25 protein-coding genes and 1 tRNA gene are annotated in these 24,802 nt (G+C 46.8%); 10 read left to right on the plus strand and 16 right to left on the minus strand.

Annotated features, from left to right (window positions below; genetic code table 11):
- Positions 1-225: 225 nt before the first annotated feature.
- The 9 genes from ACYVFD_RS04860 to fabD form a co-directional block, all read right to left on the minus strand.
- Positions 226-1,737: a DNA primase family protein gene (locus ACYVFD_RS04860; RefSeq protein WP_461088646.1), complete on the minus strand. Its 1,512-nt coding sequence runs from the start codon at positions 1,735-1,737 to the stop codon at positions 226-228.
- 19 nt (positions 1,738-1,756) lie between these two features.
- Positions 1,757-2,050, minus strand: coding sequence for a hypothetical protein (locus ACYVFD_RS04865; protein WP_461088647.1), 294 nt, complete (start codon positions 2,048-2,050; stop codon positions 1,757-1,759).
- Positions 2,047-2,292, minus strand: coding sequence for a hypothetical protein (locus ACYVFD_RS04870; protein ID WP_461088648.1), 246 nt, complete (start codon positions 2,290-2,292; stop codon positions 2,047-2,049). The genes ACYVFD_RS04865 and ACYVFD_RS04870 overlap by 4 nt, the downstream gene beginning before the upstream one ends.
- Before the next feature lie 21 nt (positions 2,293-2,313).
- Positions 2,314-2,508, minus strand: coding sequence for a hypothetical protein (locus ACYVFD_RS04875; RefSeq protein ID WP_461088649.1), 195 nt, complete (start codon positions 2,506-2,508; stop codon positions 2,314-2,316).
- A gap of 15 nt (positions 2,509-2,523) precedes the next feature.
- Entirely contained in the window at positions 2,524-2,733 is a 210-nt protein-coding gene (locus tag ACYVFD_RS04880) for a helix-turn-helix domain-containing protein (protein WP_461088650.1), read from the minus strand.
- Positions 2,734-2,900: 167 nt separating this feature from the next.
- Complete coding sequence (locus ACYVFD_RS04885; RefSeq protein ID WP_461088651.1) at positions 2,901-3,602, minus strand: hypothetical protein; 702 nt, start codon at positions 3,600-3,602, stop codon at positions 2,901-2,903.
- Between the two features lie 5 nt (positions 3,603-3,607).
- Positions 3,608-4,816, minus strand: coding sequence for a site-specific integrase (locus ACYVFD_RS04890; RefSeq protein ID WP_461088652.1), 1,209 nt, complete (start codon positions 4,814-4,816; stop codon positions 3,608-3,610).
- Between the two features lie 215 nt (positions 4,817-5,031).
- A tRNA-Gln gene (locus ACYVFD_RS04895) sits at positions 5,032-5,102 on the minus strand.
- Between the two features lie 124 nt (positions 5,103-5,226).
- Positions 5,227-6,102, minus strand: coding sequence for an ACP S-malonyltransferase (gene fabD, locus ACYVFD_RS04900; RefSeq protein ID WP_461088653.1), 876 nt, complete (start codon positions 6,100-6,102; stop codon positions 5,227-5,229).
- A gap of 341 nt (positions 6,103-6,443) precedes the next feature.
- Here fabD and ACYVFD_RS04905 point away from each other — a divergent pair, with 341 nt between their 5' ends.
- The 4 genes from ACYVFD_RS04905 (at position 6,444) to ACYVFD_RS04920 (ending at position 10,653) form a co-directional block, all read left to right on the plus strand.
- Positions 6,444-7,139: a succinate dehydrogenase cytochrome b subunit gene (locus ACYVFD_RS04905; RefSeq protein ID WP_461088654.1), complete on the plus strand. Its 696-nt coding sequence runs from the start codon at positions 6,444-6,446 to the stop codon at positions 7,137-7,139.
- Between the two features lie 101 nt (positions 7,140-7,240).
- Positions 7,241-9,178: a fumarate reductase/succinate dehydrogenase flavoprotein subunit gene (locus ACYVFD_RS04910; protein WP_461088655.1), complete on the plus strand. Its 1,938-nt coding sequence runs from the start codon at positions 7,241-7,243 to the stop codon at positions 9,176-9,178.
- 94 nt (positions 9,179-9,272) lie between these two features.
- On the plus strand, positions 9,273-10,031 hold the full coding sequence (locus ACYVFD_RS04915) for a succinate dehydrogenase/fumarate reductase iron-sulfur subunit (RefSeq protein WP_461088656.1): 759 nt from the start codon (positions 9,273-9,275) through the stop codon (positions 10,029-10,031).
- Positions 10,032-10,164: 133 nt separating this feature from the next.
- The gene (locus ACYVFD_RS04920; protein WP_461088657.1) at positions 10,165-10,653 is read left to right on the plus strand and encodes a GtrA family protein; all 489 of its coding nucleotides are present in this window, start codon (positions 10,165-10,167) and stop codon (positions 10,651-10,653) included.
- Between the two features lie 76 nt (positions 10,654-10,729).
- On the opposite strand, the gene prfA is transcribed toward ACYVFD_RS04920, so the two are convergent.
- A complete protein-coding gene (gene prfA / locus ACYVFD_RS04925) occupies positions 10,730-11,803 on the minus strand; it encodes a peptide chain release factor 1 (protein WP_461088658.1) in 1,074 nt (357 codons plus the stop codon).
- A gap of 194 nt (positions 11,804-11,997) precedes the next feature.
- On the opposite strand from prfA, the gene ACYVFD_RS04930 reads away from it, so the two are divergent.
- Positions 11,998-12,579: a hypothetical protein gene (locus tag ACYVFD_RS04930; protein WP_461088659.1), complete on the plus strand. Its 582-nt coding sequence runs from the start codon at positions 11,998-12,000 to the stop codon at positions 12,577-12,579.
- Positions 12,580-12,827: 248 nt separating this feature from the next.
- Here ACYVFD_RS04930 and mnmH read toward each other — a convergent pair whose 3' ends face one another.
- Positions 12,828-13,877 (minus strand): tRNA 2-selenouridine(34) synthase MnmH, encoded by a 1,050-nt coding sequence (mnmH, locus tag ACYVFD_RS04935; RefSeq protein ID WP_461088660.1) that lies wholly within the window; start codon positions 13,875-13,877, stop codon positions 12,828-12,830.
- A 78-nt stretch (positions 13,878-13,955) separates the two neighbouring features.
- Positions 13,956-14,693, minus strand: coding sequence for a pyridoxine 5'-phosphate synthase (locus ACYVFD_RS04940; protein WP_461088661.1), 738 nt, complete (start codon positions 14,691-14,693; stop codon positions 13,956-13,958).
- Positions 14,694-14,819: 126 nt separating this feature from the next.
- On the opposite strand from ACYVFD_RS04940, the gene ACYVFD_RS04945 reads away from it, so the two are divergent.
- From ACYVFD_RS04945 to ACYVFD_RS04960, 4 genes are all read left to right on the plus strand, one after another.
- Positions 14,820-15,269, plus strand: coding sequence for a GatB/YqeY domain-containing protein (locus ACYVFD_RS04945; RefSeq protein WP_461088662.1), 450 nt, complete (start codon positions 14,820-14,822; stop codon positions 15,267-15,269).
- A gap of 119 nt (positions 15,270-15,388) precedes the next feature.
- Positions 15,389-15,892: a CvpA family protein gene (locus tag ACYVFD_RS04950; RefSeq protein ID WP_461088663.1), complete on the plus strand. Its 504-nt coding sequence runs from the start codon at positions 15,389-15,391 to the stop codon at positions 15,890-15,892.
- A gap of 87 nt (positions 15,893-15,979) precedes the next feature.
- On the plus strand, positions 15,980-17,023 hold the full coding sequence (rlmN, locus tag ACYVFD_RS04955; protein WP_461088664.1) for a dual-specificity RNA methyltransferase RlmN: 1,044 nt from the start codon (positions 15,980-15,982) through the stop codon (positions 17,021-17,023).
- Positions 17,024-17,239: 216 nt separating this feature from the next.
- A complete protein-coding gene (locus tag ACYVFD_RS04960; RefSeq protein ID WP_461088665.1) occupies positions 17,240-18,661 on the plus strand; it encodes an inorganic phosphate transporter in 1,422 nt (473 codons plus the stop codon).
- Between the two features lie 236 nt (positions 18,662-18,897).
- Here the strand turns inward: ACYVFD_RS04960 and ACYVFD_RS04965 are convergent, their stop codons facing one another.
- From ACYVFD_RS04965 to ACYVFD_RS04980, 4 genes are all read right to left on the minus strand, one after another.
- Complete coding sequence (locus tag ACYVFD_RS04965; protein ID WP_461088666.1) at positions 18,898-19,593, minus strand: 3-keto-disaccharide hydrolase; 696 nt, start codon at positions 19,591-19,593, stop codon at positions 18,898-18,900.
- 14 nt (positions 19,594-19,607) lie between these two features.
- Positions 19,608-20,435: a formylglycine-generating enzyme family protein gene (locus ACYVFD_RS04970; protein ID WP_461088667.1), complete on the minus strand. Its 828-nt coding sequence runs from the start codon at positions 20,433-20,435 to the stop codon at positions 19,608-19,610.
- An 18-nt stretch (positions 20,436-20,453) separates the two neighbouring features.
- Positions 20,454-22,745 carry a DUF7133 domain-containing protein gene (locus tag ACYVFD_RS04975; protein ID WP_461088668.1) on the minus strand — a complete coding sequence of 764 codons (2,292 nt, stop codon included), beginning with the start codon at positions 22,743-22,745 and terminating at the stop codon, positions 20,454-20,456.
- A gap of 99 nt (positions 22,746-22,844) precedes the next feature.
- Complete coding sequence (locus ACYVFD_RS04980; RefSeq protein ID WP_461088669.1) at positions 22,845-23,657, minus strand: lysophospholipid acyltransferase family protein; 813 nt, start codon at positions 23,655-23,657, stop codon at positions 22,845-22,847.
- A gap of 287 nt (positions 23,658-23,944) precedes the next feature.
- Between ACYVFD_RS04980 and ACYVFD_RS04985 the strand changes: the two genes are divergently transcribed.
- Entirely contained in the window at positions 23,945-24,637 is a 693-nt protein-coding gene (locus ACYVFD_RS04985) for a porin family protein (protein WP_461088670.1), read from the plus strand.
- Positions 24,638-24,802: the final 165 nt, after the last annotated feature.

The following is a 24,802-nucleotide window of genomic DNA, read 5'->3' on the forward strand; positions in this document are numbered from 1 at the left end:
TGCTCAATAGCTTTTGAAGACCCTATTTCTTGGAATCGCGCAAAAAACCGAAAAAAAAAACCTTTTTTTCAAACTTACATTTCTTACATTTCTTACATAAAGGCCAAATTCGAGACTATTGAGCTATGTAAAAAATGTAAGAAATGTAAGTTTTAGAAAACTTTATTTTTTTTGGTTTTCGCGCGATCAATAGGGTTAACTAATTGTAGTACAGTAGGTTGTCTATTAGAAGGGAGACTTGAGTGCAAATGCTACATAGCCAGCAGTTTGCCGTTTGACTTGAATCTTATTTTTTTCGATTCTTTCCCTAAAATTTTTAGCGTTCAAAAAGGCAAATCCTGAATTAGTACAAAAACGCCTGTACTCATCATATAAGTTGGGGAGAGGAATAGGATTAATAGAAGGGCCGTAATTTTCTTCATTAAGAAATACGGCAACTGTATCTGATTCCTGACGGTATTTGGCTAATACTTGCTGCGCTTTTTCGCTGTCGGTAAATCGCTTGTTTTTAAGTAGGCGATTTAGACCACAGAGCACCCAATTAAATACGCCTGATAGTTCGCCTGAAATAATTTTAGTAGGTAGTTCTGGGTCTTTTTGATCGTCAGTAATTGTGACCTCAAACGGCACAATAAGGAATCGACGGAAAAAAGCCTCTGAGTGTTCAACCTCTTTGGGGAGCGTATTACAGTTGAACATCAATTTAGCATATTCTTTCATCGTGAAGGGGTCACGATATAGGGCTTTAGCTTCTACAGGTTCGCCCGATGCCATCAACTTGAAAACATCACTTTCTAAGCTGCCCTTTATTTCGCTACCATAGTTCAGTAGTTTATCGGCCAGCTTTGCGCGGTAAGCTTCATTAGTAAGGCTTTGCAAAGAAAAGTTAGATACATTCTGACTGCCTAACAAGGCATTTACCACTTCAAAGAATACGGATTTACCGTTTGAGCCGGTTCCAAACAGAAGGAGTACTTTCTCTAATTTTAAATGCCGGATGAACACATAACCAATATATTCTGCCAAGATCGCTTGTAAGTCAGCATCTGGCAGAACCATGTTAAGATAGTGTTCAAATAGGGGGGCTGTAGCATCCGGCTTGTAGGCAAAGGGTAGTTGATAAGTTAGGAAGTCAGCCTTGTTATGTTCGCGCAAAGATTGCCGTTCAGGTGTAATCTCATACGTTCCATTTTGGAGGTTTATAAGCACCGTTTGCTTTGACCTGGGGGCTTGAGTGAATTTACCTGAGGATAAGAACTGACGGAACAGTTTTTCCTTAAACTCATAATGTCGTGAATTGAACTTATCGACACCCATTTGTTCAGCGGCTTTTCCGAGTAAATCCCGTAGCTCATCATCTTCAGCCAGTTGCCAAAAGGCACCGTTATATACGTAAACCATGCCATTACGCTTACAGAGGTCGTAACCCGCTTGTTGGGCTTGGGTTAATACGTGCTCAACTGTACAGATTAGATAGTGACGCTGTGTCAGTTTTCGCTCACTGTCGTCAATAAACAATGGGCCAGCTAATTGCCGGAAATCCGCTTTACCAATATTGTTGAGTAAGTTATTGAAAATCAATTGCGGTTCCTCAATTGATAAAGGCTGGTTAGGCATCTGTTGCGTAGAAAGTAGCGTCATTATATCTTTGCCCTGCTCATAGAGTTTTAGTCTTTCGCTATAGGCTGCTTTGGGTGGTAGTTCGTAGTGAAAAGGCTTAAGTCGGTCAGGCTGCATTCCTGACCGACTTTTTTATTTATGCGCGTTTTGTAGGTAGGGTGCCAAACTTTTCGGTTTGAACTCTAGCCGTTTGAGTGGCTTCATCAAGCATCTTGTCAATGCTTTTCATAATTAATCGACGCATCCGACGAGTAAAGAAATCATCCACCAATTCCAACTGAACCAACGGGTCTGCTTTCAGATGATCGAGCGTGGCGTGAATGATCTTCCATCGATTTTCATCGAAGTAGGGATGTAGGGGACGGACAAGGACATTATTAGGATACAAAGGACGGACTTTGTTTTTTGGGGTAGTACGAATCTTACTCATGCTCGATCAGGGTGGGAAATACAGTCAAGAACAATGTCTCTTAAGTGGGTAATCTGAGTATAAGCGGCTTGCAGGTCAGCTATGTTCGTTGTCTTATCTAGGTTGGTCATAAACACAAACAGGGCATTGTCAATATCCTTGACGATAGCTAGAGCTGGATCTGTAACGCCTTCATTACAGATGTATTCGTCACCACAAATAAGCCTAATGGCTTGGGCTTTGGTAATGGGTCGTGTGTTCATAGAGTGGGTTATTTTAGGTTGTTAATTGAATCCGTTGGCGTTTTTTAAGCCTCGAATGAATCCAGCAAACAGGGTGAAATGTTCGGGATTGAACCGTTCATGAAGTAGTAGATCTAAGGCTTTGGTAAAGTCAATCTGAGGGCTTTTACCTTTCTTAATAACCTTGCTGTTGAACTCCTGCATGAGTTCGTCCATCGTGAAGTAAATCGGTTCCATAAGAGATTAGGAGGGTTAGGCGGCTTTGGGATAGCCTTGTTCAAAAAAGCGTTCTACATCACTCCGACGAATAAATACAGCCCGTCCTTTAGGGTCAGGCTTTGAAACTGGGAAAGCCCCGTCTCGGACAAACTGGTAAAACTTGTTATGGCCTATTTTGAAAAGCCGTTGTACGTCTTTAGGCTTAAGCCATTCATCTTGGATTGGTGAGATTGTCTTTTGCATACAGTAAAGGATGTTTTAGTATACTACGGGGCAAAACTATAAAAAATGTGTTCCTAAACTAAAACTAGGAACACATTTTTTATAAAAAAAACCTACTGGATTTAAGTAGGCATGTGTAAAAATTTGAAAAACAAGAACTTATATAAAATATATATCATTTTGAAAGCTTATAATAGGGACAGAGTTTCATTCAAACTTTTAATATAACTAGGATCAATATGCAAACCTGATTTGAGTAGCTGAGACTGAAAAAAGCCATATTGGCCGTCCAATAAACTAAATTCGTAGGCTGCATTACCCTGTATTTTACGTTCATAGTCCCCTGTTTTCAGAAGTATACTATACTTTTCTTCGATTGCTTTGGCATCTGGTATATTAACCTTATATAACAAGGTGAAAATCTCGGGAATAGTTATTGCATAAAGTGGTTTTAATTCTGATTCTGTCCAATGGTAAGTTTCACGTAAAAGAGCTATAATTCCCCTAATAATGAAATCGGAAATAATTTCCGAGATAGGTTGCAAACCGCCTTTATAAAGAGCTGACCAATTTTTTAATTTGAAATTGGCTTTTTGCTCTGGCTTCATCTCTTTGATTGTCTGCTCGATAATAAGCCGCTCGTTATCAGCATACGCCTTGAATGGCTCAGTCGACAAAAACTCATCTAAATAATCAACAGATATACTATGGTTTAACTGACTTTTGAATTTTGTAAGCTGGCGGTTAACTCTGACTCGTACGTATAGTGGATAAATCAATTTTCCTGAAAACGTGTCTATTTCTGGCTTAAGCTCAGTGTTCACAAAGTGTTTAACCGTGATTTTTACCTCTGTCTTATGCTTTTGATACTTCCGGGGCGTTGTTTCCATAGAACTTAGATTTTTTCCCAAATACGGACAGTGGCAAGCGCATTATTTACGTCATGCTGATTCAGATGGGTATAACCCATAGTTGTCTGTATACCTGCGTGTTGGGCTATATGTTGAATGATAGCCGGGGGAATTCCCAGCTTATGCATATTAGTTATACCTGAATGCCTTGATGTGTGAAAACTGACAGGCTTGGTAATGCCAGCTAACTCTATCACTCGCTTTAAATACTTATTGATTTTAACGTGTGATCTACCGAACAAGGGGCGTTTATCTGTTCGGGCATATTGCATTACTAACCGTTCAGGCTTACTAGGGCCATCGGTGGTTGGATGGAGTAAAAACAGGGGGAGCCGATTAAGCTTGCCTGTTTTCTGTGCTTTAAGTTCAAGTATGATGCCTTCGGCAGTATTAAGAAGGTTGCTTTGTCGGAGCTGCGTTACATCGCTAATACGTAATAAGGTGTAATAACCGAATAGAAAAGCATCACGATAAAAGGTCAAATGCTGTTCTTCAGGGGCGAATGTTAGTGCCTCAATACGGGCGATTTCTTCAGGTTGTAAAACGATCTTGTTAACTCGTTCAAGTTTTGGCCGGAACGTATTGTAAGGGTTTTTTACGCTGTCGAATAGCCCCTTTTGAATAGCGTTAGTTAAATACCGTTGGATGATCTGATGTTCTTTATGGATTGTATTTGTGCTCAGCTTCTTTGTAGCTCTCAAAAACACATCATACCGTTCTATGAAATCCAGTGTAAGAACGTCAAACTCAATAGCTGGCTGTCGATGAAATTCTTTCAGACGCTTTAAGACTAATTGCCTGCGTAGCGTCGTAAACCTGCCTATAGTGGCTTTATCTCGTTCAAGCTGCTGTAAGAAGTGAGTAGTAAAGTTTGGCTTCTCAGAAACGAGTTCTTGAGTTTTCCTCATAGTCTTGAGGTCAGCCAATGTACACGGGCGGTTGTATTGTGCGGAAAAGCTGAGGATATAATTTTCCATCTCAAGTACCCTTTCCCGAATCACCCGGTTTAATTGGGGATTCCCTTTCACTTCATTCTTTTTACTATCCCATTGATTGGGAGCCAACCGAATGCCTATACTTTCATGTTGACGCTTACCATTTTGATAGGCTTCTATAATTACTGGAGCCTTACCATTTTTATCTAATTCACCACGCCGATTATAGATTACCCGAATAGTTATCAGTTTGCTCATTATGCCGTTTGTTAAAAATTCAACGGCACAAACCTATTGCGTCAATCAGGGTAAACTTTCCGTATCAAAACTGTAGCAAACGAAACGGACAACCGAGTACAATAAAGTATTTCAACACACTAGACAAAAACAGAATAAAGAGCCCTTAAACGCTCAAATCCCCTGCAAATACTTAATTTACAGGGGATTCAGTGAGTTTTGCACTTGCTAGTTAGTAGCCCGACCAGGATTCGAACCTAGACAAACAGAACCAAAATCTGTCGTACTACCCTTATACTATCGGGCTATTTTTGCATTTGCGAGTGCAAAGGTAACAGATTTAGAGCGTCAAAAACAAATTCTGGGCTAAAAAAAAGAGACCTTTTGTTTGAAAAACTCAATTCTGTATTGATTTACAGCCAGCTAGCTTTTTAAATACCCGCAACAGGTACAGCCGGGCTAATCTTTTTTACCAGTCCCTGTAGAACTTTGCCCGGACCGCACTCAAAAAATTCAGTACCCCCATCGGCTACCATCCGCTCAACCGATTGGGTCCAGCGAACCGGTGAGGTCAATTGGGCAATCAGGTTGGCTTTGATCTGAGCCGGATCTGTAACAGCCTGCGCATTTACGTTCTGATAAACCGGACAGCGGGGTGTATTGAAAGTCATTCGTTCTACTGCCTCGGCAAATTCGGTCCGGGCCGGTTCCATAAACGGTGAGTGAAACGCACCGCTGACAGCAAGCGGCACGACTCGTTTGGCTCCGGCCGCTTTGAGTCGCTCTTCGGCTAGTTGAATACCGGCTACACTGCCGGAAATTACGACCTGACCGGGGCAATTGTAGTTGGCGGGTACCACGATTTCTTCAGTAATCTCAGCACACACTTTTTCGATGGCTTCATCGGCCAGACCCAATACGGCCGCCATGGTTGAGGGCGTAAGGTCGCAGGCTCGCTGCATCGCCGTAGCGCGTACTGAGGCCAGGCTCAGGCCATCGGCAAACGAAAGAACACCGGCTGCGGTGAGTGCCGATAATTCGCCGAGCGAATGACCCGCCACCATGTCTGGAGCGAAGGAGTCAGTTGTTAGAGCCAGAACAACACCGTGTACAAAAACAGCAGGTTGTGTATAAACAGTCTGCTTGAGTTCTTCATCAGAGCCTTCAAACATAATGCTGGTCAGGTTATAGCCCAGCACTTCATTGGCCTGGTCGAACAATTGGCGGGCAGCTTCGGAAGCCTGGTAGAGATCCTGTCCCATACCCCGAAATTGAGAACCCTGACCGGGAAAAACGTATGCTTTCATTGTAAAGAGCGAAAGAGTGAAATCGGACGGCACAGGCCGCCCTGCACCGAAGCGAAAGAGCGCAAAAATAAATGGATAATTATGGTTGTTCAAAACGAGACCCTATTCGCTAGCTATTGGCAAATAAATGTGTCGACTTCTATAACAACCAATTACAACGTAGTGTTGAGCAGGTCAGTCATTGATTTCGACTAATTTATATCGGCTGTAAATAAACCATAAAACCGTTGAGAAAAGGTCTTTAACTTGTTTCCATCGGGTTTGTGGCTTAGTTTTGATGCGCCATTCAAACCGGCTTTTTTTCAATTGTTTACCACTAAATTTTTCGTGTCGTTCATCCTATGGCTTGGGTAACACAAACGCTATCCAGCTCCCTCGGTCGAAAGGTAATCATGTCGCTGACGGGACTGTTTCTTAGTTCATTTCTGATTGTGCATATGGCTGGAAATCTCCAGTTGTTTAAAGGCGATGGGGGTCGCGCTTTCAACGAGTACACGTACTTCATGACGCACAATCCGCTTATCATTACCATCTCCTACCTACTCTACACGTCGATTCTGGTTCATGCGCTGATGGCTTTTGTCTTAACGCGTCATAACCAGGCGTCTCGCCCCGTTAAGTATGCCTACAGCAAGCCCGAAGCCAACAGTGCCTGGGCATCGCGAAATATGGGCATTCTGGGGACCGTTCTGCTCCTGTTTATTGTTATTCACATGCGGACTTTCTGGTACGAAATGCATTTCGGATCGGTGCCGATGGCCGAATACGATGGCAAAGAGTATAAGGATTTGTATGCGGTTGTGCAGGTAGCTTTTGGTGAGTTGTGGTACGTCGTTCTCTACGTCATCTGTATGGTGGCTATTGGCTATCACCTCTGGCATGGTTTCCAGAGCGGCTTCCAGACCTTAGGCATCCGGCATAAAAAATACACGCCTGTTATTGAGTTTCTGGGCAAGTATTTCTTTGCCATCATCATTCCGGCCGCTTTCGCAGCCATGCCGATTTACGTGTACTTACAGGTTCACAATATAATTTAATGAGTGAATTGTGAATGAGCCATTGAGTGAATAGCTGACGCAAACAGATTGACCGGATGGTATTCACTCATTCGCTCATTCACTCATTCACAATTGAACGCATGAAACTGGAATCTAAAATCCCCGAAGGCCCTTTAGCCGAGAAATGGGCACGGCATAAGTTTTCGCTGAAACTGGTCAACCCGGCCAATAAGCGTAAATACGATATAATTGTAGTAGGTACAGGTCTGGCAGGTGCATCGGCGGCAGCGTCGCTGGCCGAGCTGGGCTATAACGTGAAGGCGTTCTGCTATCAGGATAGCCCCCGTCGGGCGCACTCGATTGCTGCACAAGGCGGTATCAATGCCGCCAAAAACTATCAGAACGACGGCGACAGCGTTTTCCGGCTGTTTTACGACACCATCAAAGGAGGTGACTACCGCGCTCGTGAAGGCAACGTTCACCGGCTGGCCGAAGTGAGTGTGAACATCATTGACCAATGTGTGGCACAAGGCGTACCCTTTGCCCGTGAATACGGCGGAACCCTGGCTAACCGTTCATTCGGGGGGGCTCAGGTATCCCGGACGTTCTATGCACGCGGTCAGACCGGGCAACAGCTTCTGTTAGGTGCTTACTCTGCCTTGAGCCGTCAGGTGGCCAACGGGAAAGTGAAACTGTACACCCGTACTGAAATGCTTGACCTCGTAGTAGAGGGCGGTAAGGCACGGGGTATTGTGGTTCGGAACCTGATCACGGGTAAAATTGAGTCGCATTCAGGGCATGCCGTGCTGCTTTGCACAGGTGGTTATGGCAACGTGTTCTACCTGTCGACCAACGCCATGGGCTGTAACGTGACGGCGGCCTGGCGGGCGCACAAAAAAGGCGCTTTGTTTGGTAATCCCTGTTTTACCCAGATTCACCCAACCTGTATTCCCGTATCGGGCCACTATCAGTCGAAGCTTACGCTGATGTCGGAGTCGCTTCGGAACGACGGACGCGTATGGGTGCCAAAAACGAAAGAAGATGCCGAGAAGATTCGGAAAGGGCAACTCAGTCCGAACGATCTTACCGAAGATCAGCGCGACTACTTCCTGGAGCGCCGGTATCCATCGTTCGGAAACCTCGTCCCGCGTGACGTAGCATCCCGAAATGCGAAAAACATGTGCGATGAAGGGCGTGGCGTAGCGAAAACGGGTCTGGCTGTTTACCTCGATTTTGCCGATGCTATTAAGCGGGATGGCCTTAAAACCATTGAAGCGAAGTACGGTAACCTCTTCGAGATGTATGAGAAGATCACCGGCGAAAACCCGTACGAAGTACCCATGATGATCTATCCAGCCGTTCACTATACGATGGGTGGCTTGTGGGTCGATTACAACCTGATGACAACCATTCCGGGCCTATATGCCTTGGGTGAAGCCAACTTCTCCGATCACGGCGCTAACCGACTCGGTGCATCGGCCTTGATGCAGGGACTGGCCGACGGTTATTTCGTGATTCCGTACACGATTGGCGACTATCTGGCGACGATTGGTCCAGCCGACAAAATTCCTGTTGACGCTCCAGCGTTCAAGGAGGCTGAAAAGAAAATTCAGGATCAAATCCAGCAGTTCCTGTCCATCAAAGGAGATCGGCCTGTCGATGATCTGCATAAAGAACTTGGGCATATCATGTGGGAATACTGCGGGATGGCGCGTACGGCTGAGGGACTTCAACTAGCCAAGCAAAAAATTCAGGCGCTACGGAAAGAGTTCTGGACAAATGCCAAGGTTTTGGGTGATGCTGACGAAATGAACCAGGCGCTTGAACAGGCCGGTCGTGTCGCCGACTTTATCGAGCTAGGCGAACTGATGGTCGATGATGCGTTGAACCGGAATGAGTCGTGTGGTGGTCACTTCCGCGAGGAATACCAAACGCCCGATGGCGAAGCCCTTCGCGACGACGAAAACTATACCTATGTGGCTGCCTGGGAATATCAGGGTGAAGGTCAACCCGAAATTCTGAACAAAGAGCCTCTGGTATTCGAAAACGTAAAACTGACACAGCGGAGTTATAAATAAAGTTATAGGGTTATAAAGTTGTAGCGTTTTACAGTGGTACACTAGCTCGAAACTTTACAACTTTATGACTTTTTAACCTTACAACTTTTGTAAGATGAAAATCACACTAAAAGTCTGGAGACAGAAAAATAGTAATACCCCCGGTAAACTGGTCGAATACCAACTGGACAACGTGTCGGAAGACATGTCGTTTCTGGAGATGTTCGACGTATTGAACGACTCGCTGACCCGGAAAGGCGAAGAACCCGTTGCTTTCGATCATGACTGCCGGGAGGGGATCTGCGGTACCTGTTCCATGTACATCAATGGACGGCCGCACGGCCCACAAACCGGTGCAACCACCTGCCAACTACACATGCGTTCGTTCAATGATGGCGACACCATTGTGGTAGAACCCTGGCGGGCGCGGGCATTCCCGGTTATCAAAGACTTGATGGTCGACCGGCTGGCTTTCGACCGGATTATTCAGGCTGGCGGATACGTTTCCGTGAATACGGGCTCGGCTCCTGATGCCAACGAAATCCTGATTCCGCGTAGCATTGCCGACGAAGCGATGGACGCAGCTGCCTGTATTGGTTGCGGTGCCTGCGTAGCCGCCTGTAAAAATGCTTCGGCAATGCTGTTCGTATCCGCTAAAATATCGCAACTGGCTATTTTACCGCAAGGAAAGGCCGAGCACAAAGAGCGGGCCGAACGTATGGTCGCTCAAATGGATGCCGAAGGGTTCGGGGCTTGCTCGTTTACGGGAGCCTGCTCGGTTGAGTGTCCGAAGTCGATCTCGCTCGACCATATTGCCCGGTTGAACCGTGAATATTTAGGGGCCAAAATGACCTCGGATAACGTTCAGGGGTAATCCATTGATTGTTGAAAAGAATCCGGTACTTTCTCGATGTGGAAAGGCCGGATTTTTTATAAGTATTCAATTTAAAACAGAAAGTGTATAGCTTAGAGCGAGGTCATTTTTAAATTGACCTTTACAAGTATTTATGGCAGATGATCTTTTTAATCGCCGGGATGTACTGGCTTATTTCATCGTTGCGGCCATTGGGGCTTCATTGCAATTAATAGCGGGGAGTGTATTGCAGGATTGGTTTCAGATGAGTTACAAACAGGCCTTACTGATCGGCTATGTTGTGGCATTCTTCGTCGGTTTTCTACTGACAAAACTGTTTGCGTTCAACGCCCGAAATTCGGCTCAGACCAATCGCGAAGCTATTAAGTTTACGCTTGTTTCTATTCTGTCCTGCCTGATTACGGTTTATGGTGCTTCGTTATTATATGATTTCTCTGTCAATAATTTTGAGCCAATGACCGTCCTGATTCCGTTTTCGGTGAAGGCGGTAAATGTGAATAAGCTTGTTGCCCAAATTATTGGTATGGGGCTCAGTTTTATCAGTAACTATGTTCTCCACAAGCAATTTACCTTTCGGAACACGGGCTTCTACGAACGACTGAAAAGTTTACTGAATTTATAAATGAAGTAGAGCCAGGTAAACGCGAACGGGGTCAGTTGGATAAACTGACCCCGTTCGCGTTTACGAAAACAGTATCTTAAGCGGCAGCTCCTTCTTTCAGACGTTCGGCGTTTTCGGCAATACGCAACTGCTCAATGAAATCGCCAATATCGCCATCCATAACCGACGGAAGGTTATAAACCGTCATGCCAATACGGTGATCGGTTACGCGGCTCTGCGGATAATTATAGGTACGGATTTTATCGGAGCGATCGCCACTGCCTACCATTGTTTTGCGTTGCGAGGCAATGGCTTCGTTGTGCTTCTGCAATTCGATCTCGTAAAGTCGTGAGCGTAATACCGTCAGGGCTTTATCGAAGTTCTTTAGCTGTGAGCGTTCGTCCTGACATTGCACAACCAGCCCGGTTGGAATATGCGTAAGCCGAACGGCGGAGTAAGTTGTGTTAACCGACTGACCACCTGCGCCTGACGAACAGAACGTGTCTTTACGGATGTCATTCATGTTAATCTCCACATCGACTTCTTCAGCTTCGGGCAGAACGGCCACACTAGCTGCCGACGTATGGATGCGTCCCTGGGTTTCGGTGGCCGGTACGCGCTGGACACGGTGTACACCCGACTCAAACTTGAGCTTCCCATATACATCTTCGCCTTCAATTTCAGTCACAATCTCTTTGTAGCCGCCTGAAGTGCCTTCTGTGTAATCGACTAACGACATGCGCCAGCCCATTTTCTCGCAGAAACGCTGGTACATGCGGAACAAATCACCGGCAAAAATAGCCGCTTCGTCGCCACCGGTGCCCCCCCGAATTTCGAGAATGACGTTTTTGCTGTCGTTGGGATCTTTAGGCATCAACATCTCCTTGAGCATTTCCTCCAGCGTTTCCCGGCGAGGAAGCAGTTCGTCCAGCTCGGCTTTGGCTAATTCACGGAAATCTTCGTCCTTTTCGGTCGCGATGATTTGCTTGGCATTTTCTATTTCTTCAAGCAGTTGGGTATATGCCTTATACTGCAAGACGATTTTTTCTAAATCTTTGTATTCTTTACTCAGCTTCATGAAGCGCTTCTGGTCCGAAACTGCTTCGGGCTGCACAATTTGCTGAGATACTTCGTCGAAGCGTTCACGAATGGCTTCTAGCTGTTCGAGCATGGTATATAACTTTACTTGCCGTTCTGATAGGATGGCAAAGAATCTATAGACGAATGAATAAAAAACAAAGTTACGAAAAACCTGTGGTCTGGCACTCCGGCAGTTGGACTTATCCTGAGGATATGCAACCAAGCCAACAACAGGTATGTTCTGCTAAAACAATGACAAAGCAATGTTCCAATAAGTTCTTAGTTATGCTTCGTATCGTATTGTTATCTGGTTTATCAATCAGTTTGCTAGCTTCCTGTAATCCTGAGCGCGTAAAGTATACCAACGAGTTGAAGCAGGAGATGGCTGATTCGAAAATTAAACGAATCACGGATGCCGATTTAACCGAAACGATTGATAACCTGGGCGGTAAAGTGAGTGCTACCGTACAAAAAGAATTGACCGCTGCGCTTCAGAAAACAACAGACCCGGCCGAGCGAACTAAGCTTTGCCAATTACAAAACCTGCCCCGAACGAAAGCCATCGCCCAAAGCTATATGCTCGATATTCGTTTGCTGGGACCGGCCGATATTCAGAATAAAGCAATCAATTCGAAAGAGCGCGATATTCTGTCGGCTTACCTTTATAACGCCAAACAGAAGCTAGCTCCCATTTCAAATATTCAGAAAACGTCGGATACATCGTTCGTCTATAACCTCGCCGTTCCGTCCGATAGCCCCATCTGTGAAGCCTGTTTCGGCAAGCAGGAGGTACCGTTTGCTGTTTGGCATGTAGGCTTTCAGAGACGCGAGGTGGTCCGGCGAATGAGTGCCTCAATTAAAAAATAAGTATATTTACGGTAAACTAAATGAACAATGTAAAATGCACAATGAATAATAAGAGTCGTTTCTGACTGTAAAACAATTGTTCATTATGCATTTTACATTGTTCATTCCCTCTTCTCTTAGCTATGGAAGCAGTTGCCCCTAAAATTCCAATGACGCTGTTGGAACCCTACTGAGTGGTTCGATGCCGATTATCGCTCTATTGATGATGTGGTCAAACTGGACCAGTTAGAGTTACCGCTCCGTTCGATCTACCGCAAAACACCGCTGGCCATCTGACTATCGGCCCACTGAATGAGTTGCCGGGCTGTTTTTATTGGTTCATCATCACCAACTTCTATCGATTGAATGCTAGCCGCATCGCGCTGCGCTAGGGCATGGGTATAGGCTTTGTCATAGTAAGCCAGGGTTAAATCGGCAACAGTCGCATAATCCTGATGAGCCAGGGCCGCAAGTGCGTCCTGAGTGGCTTTGCCGCCTAGCCGTTTTTTAATTCGCTCGGTGGCTTCGACAAGCAAATTGTGATCGATACCGGTGTATTCGGCCACCAGTCGATTGATACGCTTCTCTTTTGGAATATCTACAAAAACTGTAGTAGCCTGTTGCATCTGCTGCCAGAGCAATAATGGGATAAAGCAGCTACCCAAACTTCGACTCTCATCCTCAACCCATATTCGACGCGACGAATCCAGGGGTCTTATTTGGCGGAAAATGAGGTTTTCGAACTGTTCGTTGCTGGGTTGAGCTAGTTGGCCAATGGCTCCATACGATGAGCCCTTATGATTGGCCAGCGCTTCCAGATCAATGATTTGTTCCCCCTGATGGGCGAGTTCTTTTAAAATATCCGTTTTACCACTACCCGTTTTGCCTCCCAGAATAATGAGCTTGTAGGATTGGGCAAACGACGACAACACCGCATTGCGATAAGCTTTATAGCCGCCAACGAGTGTCGACGCGGTGATACCGGCCGTATCGAGCAGCCAGGCAAACGACCCACTCCGCATCCCACCCCGCCAGCAATGAACCAACACTTCTTTATCGACAGCGTTCAGCTCTTTCGACTGCACCACAAAATCAGCCAGCTTGGGACCAACCAGTGTCAGGCCTAACAGGACTGCAGCATCTTTTCCGACCTGTTTGTATTTGGTACCTACCTGCGCCCGCTCGTCGTTATCGAACAAAGGAATATTCACGGCTCCCGGAATACGCGCATGATCGTACTCGCCCGGTGAGCGAACATCAATAATCGGAAGCGTCTGCGCCTTCTCTAAGAATTCGTCAACAGAAAGTTGCTGAACCATCTGAACCGGGATTTATATGATTTGACTGACCGACCTTGATTTATTGTTTGTTAGCTTTCTATGAAAGCATAATCATAGTCAGTCAATCAAATCATATAAATCCCGGTTCAGACAGCGCCGATACATCTGAATCGTATTTTCCAGACCGTAATACAGGGCGTCGCAAATTAGAGCATGGCCTATTGAAACCTCCAGCAATCCGGGAATCTGCTCATCGAAGAAACGAAGATTCTCCAGACTTAGATCGTGACCGGCGTTGATGCCTAATCCCAACTCGTTGGCACGTTGAGCGGCTTTGATGAACGGAGCAACGGCCGCTTCACGATTGTCGGCATAATGCGCTGCATAGGGCTCTGTGTATAATTCAATTCGATCAGTCCCAACAGCTTTCGCTCCTTCGACCATACGTTCGTCAGCATCCACGAAGATGGAGACCCGAATATTATCTTCCTTAAAAATAGCGATCAACTGACGCAGATGGTCGGCGTAACGGATCGTATTCCAACCAGCATTCGACGTTATGGCATCAGGCGAGTCAGGTACGAGCGTTACCTGATCGGGCTTTACTTGTTTCACCAGTTCAATGAAACGATCGTCAGGGTTCCCTTCAATGTTGAACTCGGTTGTAACGACTTCTCTCAAATCCAGCACGTCCTGATAGCGGATATGCCGTTCGTCGGGGCGTGGATGCACCGTAATGCCTTGTGCACCAAAACGTTCACAATCCAGAGCAACCTGAACTAGGTCTGGGTTATTACCTCCGCGTGCATTGCGGAGCGTAGCTATTTTATTGATATTAACGGATAAGCGAGTCACGATTGGGAATGATGAATTATAAATGATGAATGATAAAGGTATATGGTTTTGTTAACTTTGCTCGATGGGAGTTGGTTCGTTTTACCAATATTCATCATTCATCATTTATAATTCATCATTAAAACGATGTCGCTGAAACAACAAATTGACGCCGATATTAAGCAGGCCATGCTGGCCAAAGATCAGGATAAACTTCGTGCTTTACGGGCCGTAAAATCAATGATTCTGCTCGAAGAAACCAAAGAAGGCCAGTCCGGCGATCTTAAACCCGAAGATGAAACCCGCATTTTAACGAAGGCCGTAAAACAACGCAAAGATTCAGCCGATATTTACCGTCAGCAGAATCGTGCTGATCTGCTGGCCGTTGAAGAAGCAGAAATTGCGGTTATCGAGCATTATCTACCCAAACAGTTGTCGGAAGATGAACTGTTAGAAAAGCTACAGGCAATCATGGGCCGCATTGGGGCGTCGGCTCCGTCGGATATGGGTAAAGTGATGGGCGTAGCCACCAAAGAACTTGCCGGTCAGGCCGACGGTAAAGCTATTTCGACTATGGTGAAGCAACTTTTACAATGATCGAATGATTGAATGATAGAATGATTGAATTACGGTCCGGTGTTTCGGTCGAATGATCTATTCTATCATTCTATCATTCAACAATTCAATCATTCAATTTGAACACCCTCGACTTATTCATGCTCATTCCCCTCGCCTGGGGGGCTTTTAATGGTTACCGCAAAGGGTTACTGGTGGAGGTTGTGGCCATCATCGCCTTCGTAGTAGCCATGATCGTTGGGCTAAAATTTCTGGCCTTCGGAATAGACCTGCTGAGTCCGTACATCAGTCGCGAGCTCGCCCGGAAGGTATTGCCGTTTCTGGGTTTCTCGGTTATTTTCTTTCCGACGGTATTGATGGTCAATCAATTGGGGAGGGCTCTTCGTCGCTCTCTGAAATACACGATGCTCGGAACGTTCGACAGTGTGGCGGGTGCGACTGTGGGGCTTTTTACCTGGGTGTTTGGAATTAGTGTTATCCTTTGGTTGTTCAGCTATATGAACGTTGTCATACCCCCGCGCTATACCGAAAACGCCTTTCTCTACCCTTATGTACGGCCCATTGCGCCCAAAGTAATGGATAAAGCAGCCGTCTGGGTACCGAAAGGACTGGAAGCCGGAAAAAAATGGCGAGCCGAAAATTAATTTTGAATGATTGAGTGATAGAATGATTGAATAGCTGGCGCAAAACCTATTTTATCATTCTATCATTCAATCATTCTATCATTAACCATGCAGGACATCCGTAAACTAAATACCTCCCAACTCAAAGACTGGCTGACTCAGCACGGTGAGCAGGGATTCCGGGCCAAACAGATTCAGGAATGGCTCTGGAAGAAATCCGCTTTGTCGTTTGAGCAGATGACAAACCTCTCATTGCCAACGCGGGAATTACTAAAAACACATTTTGAAATTAGGCCCCTTACGGTCGATCAGGAACAGCGCAGTAGCGATGGCACTATCAAATCCTCGTTTCGATTGTTCGATGGTAATCTGGTCGAGGGGGTACTAATTCCGGCGCTTCGTCACGATGATACTGACCGTATGACGGCCTGCGTATCGAGCCAGGTGGGGTGTTCGCTGACCTGTAAGTTTTGCGCTACGGGGTATATGGATCGTAAACGCAATCTGGATGCGGCCGAAATATACGATCAGGTAGTGGCCATTGACCGGCAGGCTAAGGAAAATTACGACGTTCCGCTCTCAAACATCGTGTATATGGGTATGGGAGAACCGCTGCTCAACTACAAAAATGTACTGGAATCGGTCGATCGCATCACCTCGCCCGATGGTCTGGGTATGTCGCCCAAACGGATTACGGTTTCGACGGCCGGGATTGCTAAAATGATTCGGCAACTGGGTGATGACGCTGTAAAGTTTAATCTGGCGCTATCGCTGCACGCGGCTAATGATCAGAAGCGTGACCAGATCATGCCCATTAACGAAAGCAATACATTACAGGCACTGGGTGATGCGCTGGGTTATTTTTACAAAAAGACAGGTACACGCATAACGTTCGAGTATATTCTCTTCTACAACTTCAACGACACACTTCAGGATGCACAGGAGCTTTGGAAGTTTACGAAGCGGGTACCCGCTAAGGTGAATATCATTGAATACAACCCAATAGCAGAGGCTAATTTCAAAAATACAGACCCTAAAACGCTGGACAAATTCGCTGGTTTTCTGGATGGCAAAGGCGTAACCGTGAACGTTCGTAGAAGCCGGGGTAAAGATATCGATGCCGCCTGTGGTCAACTGGCTGGCAAAAAGTAGAGACGCATCTTTGCGTCTCCTGTGCGTCAGTAATAGTTTAGCGTGTCAGTAAAAATCATCTCGGTATGAGTCAGCAGAGCCATCCGGGTATGAGACGCAAAGATGCGTCTCTACTTAACAATTTGTTAACATTGCTCTGGTCTGTTTGACGTACTTTTGTGGCAATCATTGGCTTACGGACCCACTGTTGGCCTACTTACTGAAGATACTTCACTTATGTTTGGATTAGAAACGGATGTTTTTATCCTCCTTTTTATCAGCTTATTTGCTGCCTGTGCCTTCGAATTTGTTAATGGTTTCCACGATACCGCCAACGCCGTTGCTACGGTTATTTACACCAATTCATTAAAGCCGACCGTCGCTGTTGTCTGGTCGGGTATATGCAATTTCGCAGGGGTACTGCTGGGTGGAATTGGTGTTGCGATGGGTATTGTCAACCTATTGCCCGTCGAGTTGCTAGTCGATCAGAATGTGTATCATAGTGTGGCTATGGTCCTGGCGTTGCTGCTAAGCGCCATTATCTGGAACCTTGGAACCTGGTATTTTGGTATTCCCAGCTCCAGTTCGCATACACTGATTGGCTCAATTCTGGGCGTTGGCTTAGCGTTCTCTACCCTCCCGGAGAATAAAACCGGCGCTGCGGTCAACTGGGATAAAGCATTCGAAACAGGCCAGGCACTGCTCCTGTCGCCATTACTCGGTTTCAGCCTGGCCATTTTGTTGATGTTCGTTTTGCGTCGATCCGTGTCGCAGGATGTTAAGGATCAGTTATTTAAGGAGCCGAAAAAAAATACCGAGCCCCCGTCCTGGATTCGGGGTATTTTGATTTTAACCTGTTCGTTGGTGAGTTTCTTTCACGGCAGCAATGATGGACAAAAAGGGGTTGGTCTGATCATGTTGATCCTGATTGGTATTGTTCCATATCACTTTGCCGTTAAAGCTGAGCTTGATCCGCGGCTGATGCAAACCAATATTGTGGGTGTTGAGCAGACAATAGCCACCCTGGATTCCAGCCAGCTTTCACCAGCTAACCGCGAACGACTCGTTGAAACCCGCGCCGAACTGGCCGAGTTGAGTAAATTAATTAATGGCCCGCTGGTCGATAATAAAATTCCCAACGAAAAGCGGTTGGACGTGCGGAAAGACTTATTGCTGATCAATAGCAATATGAAAAAGATTACGGCCGATGAAGGCGCTAACGTTAGTTCGGCTCAAATGGCTGTACTAAACAAGAGCCTGGGCGAAGAAAGTGGCTTGCGTCGCTTTACGGACTATGCGCCTTTCTGGGTTATTCTGATGATTGCCTTGTCGTTGGGTTTAGGAACCATGATTGGCTGGCGTCGGATTGTGGTAACCGTGGGCGAAAAGATTGGTAAGCAGCACCTGACTTATGCACAGGGCGCTTCGGCCGAGTTAGTAGCTGCTACTATGATTGGCTTTGCTTCCTGGCTAAAACTGCCGGTTAGTACTACACACGTTCTGTCGTCGGGGATTGCCGGCAGTATGGTAGCCAGCAAAGGGGTGAAAAACTTACAGGCCGCCACCATTCGGAATATCGCTCTGGCGTGGGTACTGACGCTCCCCGTCTCCATTCTGCTTTCGTTTACCCTCTATATTTTCTTCCGCTGGATATTGTAACTATAACGTGGGCGGAAGCCCGCGAGTTAAGAAGCTGTTAGAGTTAGTGAGGTCAGGTTCTTCAACCTGACCAGCGAGGTTTCTTAAAACCTCATGCGTGGAATAAACGAGGTTTTAAGAAACCTCACGGTGTCGGATTAAAGAATCCCACACCACAGAAATCACCCATAAAACTTAACTCTAACAGCTTCTAAGAGTTTCTGGTAATCCTTTTGATTCGCGGGCTTCCGCCCACATTACAGTTCTTTAATGGCAATGTTTCGGAAGCGGTGAGCGGCACCGGGTTTCCAGGAGCCTGCCATGTTGAACGCTTCAGCGGCTGCCGAATACACCGCCGACCAGTGAGCCTGTAACCCGATCATACCGGTGCTGGCATCTGCAATAAAGTCATTTTTGGGTTCGGTAACATCCCACATAAGCTCGTCGTTGACCCATAACCGAATGCGGGGAATGTCGCCTTCCATACGGATGCGAAACGAGTTCCAGCCGCCAGCTTTCCAGACGTTGGCGATATGGGTAGCCTTAGCGCCTTTACTTACGCTCATTCGCTCGCCCAGAAGATCGCCCAGACCGCCGGGTGTAGCCAGTTCAACCTGATAGGCCATACCGCTTTCGGTGGAGCGAAGGAAGATGCCCCCGTTGCAGAATGAATCAATTTTAGCTTCTAGATAAAGCTCATAGTTGCCGTATTTCTTATCGGTGAGTAAAATTCCACCCTGACCATATGGGTATTGTTTCAGGGTGATTACTCCATTTTCGACATAGAAATTACCGGTTGTTCCCTGGTGCGATGTCCGGCTGGTGTGCCAGCCTTTTAGGTCTTTCCCATTAAAAATGGAGGTAAAGCCTGCCGGTATTTTCCCAATTTGAGCTTTGGCCAACTGTATTGTCAGAGAGAGACAAAGAATAAGCGTTACTGTCTGTAGGCGCATCGATTAAGAAAAGGTTATTGCTTCACTTCCATGACAATCCGAAAGCCAACATCCCAGCCGTTTCCGGGTCCGGCAGCGTGGGTCATATAGGTCGCATTTTTTACATCGCCGACAAACGAGGCCCCTTTCAGAACATGTTGCGCACCTGATCGGGTGGGGGTTGGATCGGCGAAGAGTTTTCCGTTGTAATAATCCTGTACCCACTCCCACACATTGCCCAGCGTATCATACAGGCCCCAGGCGTTGGGTGTTTTCTGGCCTACTGTTGCAGTGGTCGGGGACCCCATTTGGGCAGACGCCCAGATCGTTTTCCAGGGAATATCATCATCGGCACCGGCACGGGCGGCATATTCCCACTCAAATTCGGTCGGTAATCGGTAATGATGTTCCTTGTCGAGCGTGTTCAGTTTGGTTAGGAATTTTTGCGTATCCTGCCAGGTAACCTGTTCTACCGGATGCTGGTCGGCATCGTTTTTGACCCGATCTCCCTGAAAGGTCGACGGATTTGTCCCCATCACCCGTTTCCACTGCCCCTGCGTTACTTCAAATTTGCCAATATAGAACGGCTTGCTGATCTTGACAGGAAAGCCCGGTCGTGCTTCCTGTTTAACTAGCTTTTCGGCAAGCTGGTACTCTGCCTTCGTCCATTGAACGCCATTTTTTTTAGCCGCTTCATCGGATTGGGGAGGGTTAGGATAGGGCGGCTGAAATCGGCCCACCACCATGCTTCCCGGCTGGATGAGCACAAAGTCCATGCCGATGGAGTTGGTAAAGGTAGCTGACTGAGCCATCAATTGAGTCGCTAATCCAATGAAGAAACAAATTACAATAACTGTTTTCATGATAAGCTGCTACAATAATTATTGGGCGTCAGGTTTGCTCCAGTTTGTTCGCTCGGCACGGCCCAGTTTAAAAATCTCTAACTCCTGTTGGGTCATGCCTCCCGGAATCACTGGAGTTGAAGCTCGTACATCAGCTACTTCTTTAGGCGTTACGACTGACGACTTGTTGCCGAGTTCACCACTATTCCGAATGTAACTGAGTACCGATGCGATCCATTTGTCGTCGTTGCTACCCATCGACGGCATCATATCCCGATAGGTTTTGCCATCTAGCGGCCCTTTCATACCATTGAGCAGCAGTTGGATGACCAGCGTTTTATCGCCTTTTACCCGTGGCGAACCAACCAGCGGAGGAGCGGGCATTTGCGTGCTTCCAGCGACCATAATGCCTTTGCCATCGGGGCCGTGGCAGGTGGCACAGAGTTGCTTAAAGATAGTAGCTCCATTCGTCACCAGCGCACGGTCGGCGGGACTCAGATTGCGGGTACGTTCCTGCTCGGCCAGGAGCATTTTCTGTGATTCGGTAAAGGTCTTATAAGAAAACTGCATCAACTCGTTTTGTGGGTTATCAGCCAACAATTGTTTTACGAGGGCTTGAGTGCGCGGGGTAGCATGGCTACGGAGTGACAGCGCCAGTTGGATACGAACGTCGGGACTTGAATCGTTGTTCATGGACGCCAGCTTTTCAATTACTTCCGGGTCTTTCTTCGTTAAGTAGACCTCACTAATCCAGACGGCCGTTTTGCGAACCTGTGCATCCGTATCCGTAAGCGCTTTGAACAGCGTGGGTTTGTCAATCGCATCCAATCCTTCGAGTGTCCAAAGGGCGTGGATACGCGCCAAGGCACTGGGAGCTTTCGATAAAGACGCTTTCTGGCCAATGGCAATTTGTTTTAGTGTCGGAACAACGGATTGATCATTGCGAACCACTAGAAGGAGTTGGGCATTATCGCGCCACCAGCCATTTGGATAATCCAGATAGGTAACTAACTGACTGGCTGATTCATTGAGTAGGTTAGGCTTTTGGGCGTCGCGCTTGAAATCGTCGTGGACTACCCGATAGATTCGGCCCATGCCCCGGTTTTTATACAAGCCTTTGTCCTGAATGACTTTTCCCAGATACGATCCCGGTTTGGTCCACTCGCTTTCCTGAATGATGCCGTGGTACATGTCGACAATGTAGAAACAGCCATCGGGGCCTGTGTAGGTGTTTATGGGCCGGAAATTCATATCGGCCGATGCCAGCCAGTCTTTTTCTTTGTAAGCATCTTCGATATGAATTTTTCCATTTCGGTTGATGACTTTGCCCCGTTTGATAATCCGGCCGACGGGTTCTGGAATGAAATAATCGCCCTGCATATCAGCGGGGAGCCGGTCGCCCCGGAAGATGGACTGGCCACAACCCGCCGTGTATTTGTTAAGGGTGTTGTCCTCTTTTCGAAGCGCTTCGCGGCCACCCTGCGCGTCGACGTTTCCGATAATGGGCCACGGCTTGGTAAAATCTTCGGTATACTGATCGGCAAAGTTGAGCGCGCCATAAGCCGGATTTTGCTGAATCTGTACGGCGGGCAAACCGGGTCCAGCTTCGGAATAAAAGAGCCGGCCATAGTTGTCGGTGGTCATGCCCCATTGACCAATCATGTTATCGACCAGCGTATCGGCTATGAGTTTACCGGCTTTGAATTTGTACCGAAGGTTATCGCGGGTGGGGTAAATCCAGTTGTCGAGGTTCCAGATCAGGCCACCATTCTGATGCTCCAGGTTGCGGGAGTCGATCACATCGTTTCGGAAAACGATCTTTTTCTCATCGGCTTTTCCATCGCCATTGGTATCCCGATAACTCCAGATGTGTTGAATGTTGGTGATGCCTACCAGCAACTGATCGCCTATGGGCAGAATGGTACGGGGCAAAACGAGGCTGTCGATAAAAATGGTCGACTTGTCCATTTTGCCATCGCCATCGGTATCCTCCAGTCGCTTGATCCGGCTAGTGGGTGCGTATTCGCCCGTTGCACTGGCATCTTTCATGTAGGTGTTCATTTCGGCCACATACATACGTCCATTACCATCCCAGGCTATCGCTACGGGTTCCTGAATCATAGGCTCGCTGGCAACCAGCTCGACATGATATCCTGGCGGTAGCTGAATTTTTTCGATGCTCGCTTCGGGTGATAGCGGCTCTACGGGTGGGTTCGTATCTAGTACAACTCGTGCAAAATCACCTTTAGTTGTGGTTGTAGAGGTTTTATTGCAACTAAACGCGAGGCCAATAAGCGTAATGAAAAAAGTAGGGAATAAGAGAAATTTCATAGTAGATGGGGTAACGCGGTGGCGCGGCATTCCGACATCCTGTCCGCATAGTTGAGAACAACTTGTCTTATAACACTGCGGACAAGATGTCCGCGTTACTTATTGTTGCTCCTGCGCCCATTCGGGAGCATCCTGCTCAATAGCGTGTCGAACTCGGGCAACCAGGTCATCGACCGTATCGTCGGGGCTGTAAGAAAGGGGCGCTTTGAATTGGACGGTCAAGAGGGTATTTCGTTTCTTGAACCGTAGTCCCTTTTTATCGAAAGCCCGCCGAAATCCATTGATAACAACGGGAATTACAATAGGCTCATTGTTTTTGATGAGGTGTCCTGTCCCTTTCCGAATGGGCGCGTAAGGAGTGGTGGTCCCCTGTGGAAAACTAACGACCCAGCCGTGGGCCAATGCTTTCGCAATCTTATCATTGGCTGACGTGTCGACACTCCGCTGTACTTCGCGCCCTTCGGCCCGCCAGGAACGTTCGATGGTCAAGGCACCGATAGCCGAAAAAACGCGTGGGACAAAGCCCTTCTTCATGGTTTCGGAGGCTGCTACATAATACTGACGAGCTCTTGGGCCGAACAGATACATAGGCGGAACGATGGTGTTCTGAAAACCCCACTTTACAGCGCAGAAAATGTGAAAGAAGGCAATGACATCAGCAAAATAGGTCTGGTGGTTCGATAAAAACAGAACGTTGTTGATGGGTAAATTCTCCAGATTTTCGGTGCCTTCGATCTGAATGCGATTCACAACCGTGTAACGGGCGTATGTCAGCCAGCCCACAATGCAGATCAGTATTCGCCTGAGTAAGAGCGAGCTACCAAACGGATCGCAGTCGAACAGGCCAAGAATATCCAACGGCATCAGAAACTTCGGCAGGTAGCTGAATTTAGTTGGCTTTATGTATTTCATTTGATAAAAGGGTCATAGGTAACGGGTAAAGTTAAAAGGACGCTGCAATGTTTTCAAGAAAAAATACAACGTACTGATTAGCAACGGTCGACTTAAGCCATATCATAAGCTGAAAAAGGTTCAGATCTTTCGAACAGAAATTTTTTTTACTGCTGATTAATCCTTTTTGGCCAGCAGTCCTCTAACCAATGTAACCACTTAAAAACACCTTCTGCCTATAGCCGACGCTCTACACAATCAACTTCAGGTTTAATAACTTTTACTTTCAATTTTGTCCCTTCAGAACCATGAAACGAATTGTGCTTGCCGCCGTCATTGCCCTTGTAGCTCTTGTTAGTTCAACTTCTTCATTTGCCCAAGTCCAGGTTGGACTTCGGGGAGGGGCCAACTGGGGCTTTGCTTCTAAACCCGAATACATGGGTAGTTTACTGCCTGATTTATACCCAACTGTTGGCCCTACGGGTGCCATCTTCCTGGATATTCCACTGAGTGAGCGTGTGTCGTTCCGGCCAGAGTTTGCCTATGTGCAGAAAGGAGTGGCCATAAAAGAAGGCATGGATTTAAACCTGGGCGGATTTAATCTTCCCATCGGAGCTACCATCGCTTACCAGTCGCAACACCTCGAAATTCCACTGCTGGCAAAGATCAATCTGACCGATGGTGCGGTTCAACCCTACCTGATCGTTGGTCCTTCGGTTAGTTACGCCATCGACGGACGAATTCGTACACGGGCTTCTGCCTTATTTTCAACGCAGCCCTTTGACATCGATGTCAACTATGGAGGTGCACTGAGTCGTTGGGATGTCGGAGCCGTTGGAGGATTAGGCCTTGCGATGGATGCAGGCGCTGGAAAGTTCTTCTTCGAAGGCCGCTACACACAAGGATTCACCCGTCAGATACAAGTGCCCGTTGTTAATGTCAACGTTCGAAACCGTGGGGTAGCGCTTTCGCTCGGATACTCATTCCCGATTGGTTATTAGTCATTCCACCATTCACCATCCCACCCACTACATAAATTTGTTGAATCAACCTGAATCAGTAAAGGCGGAGCTAATCAGCTTCGCCTTTCTTATTTGGCGGAAATATGATTAAAATCAGGCAATTTTCGGCTAGCTGAGTAGGATTGCCAGCTAAAATTGTGTTAA

It is taken from the genome of Spirosoma gilvum, assembly GCF_054776815.1.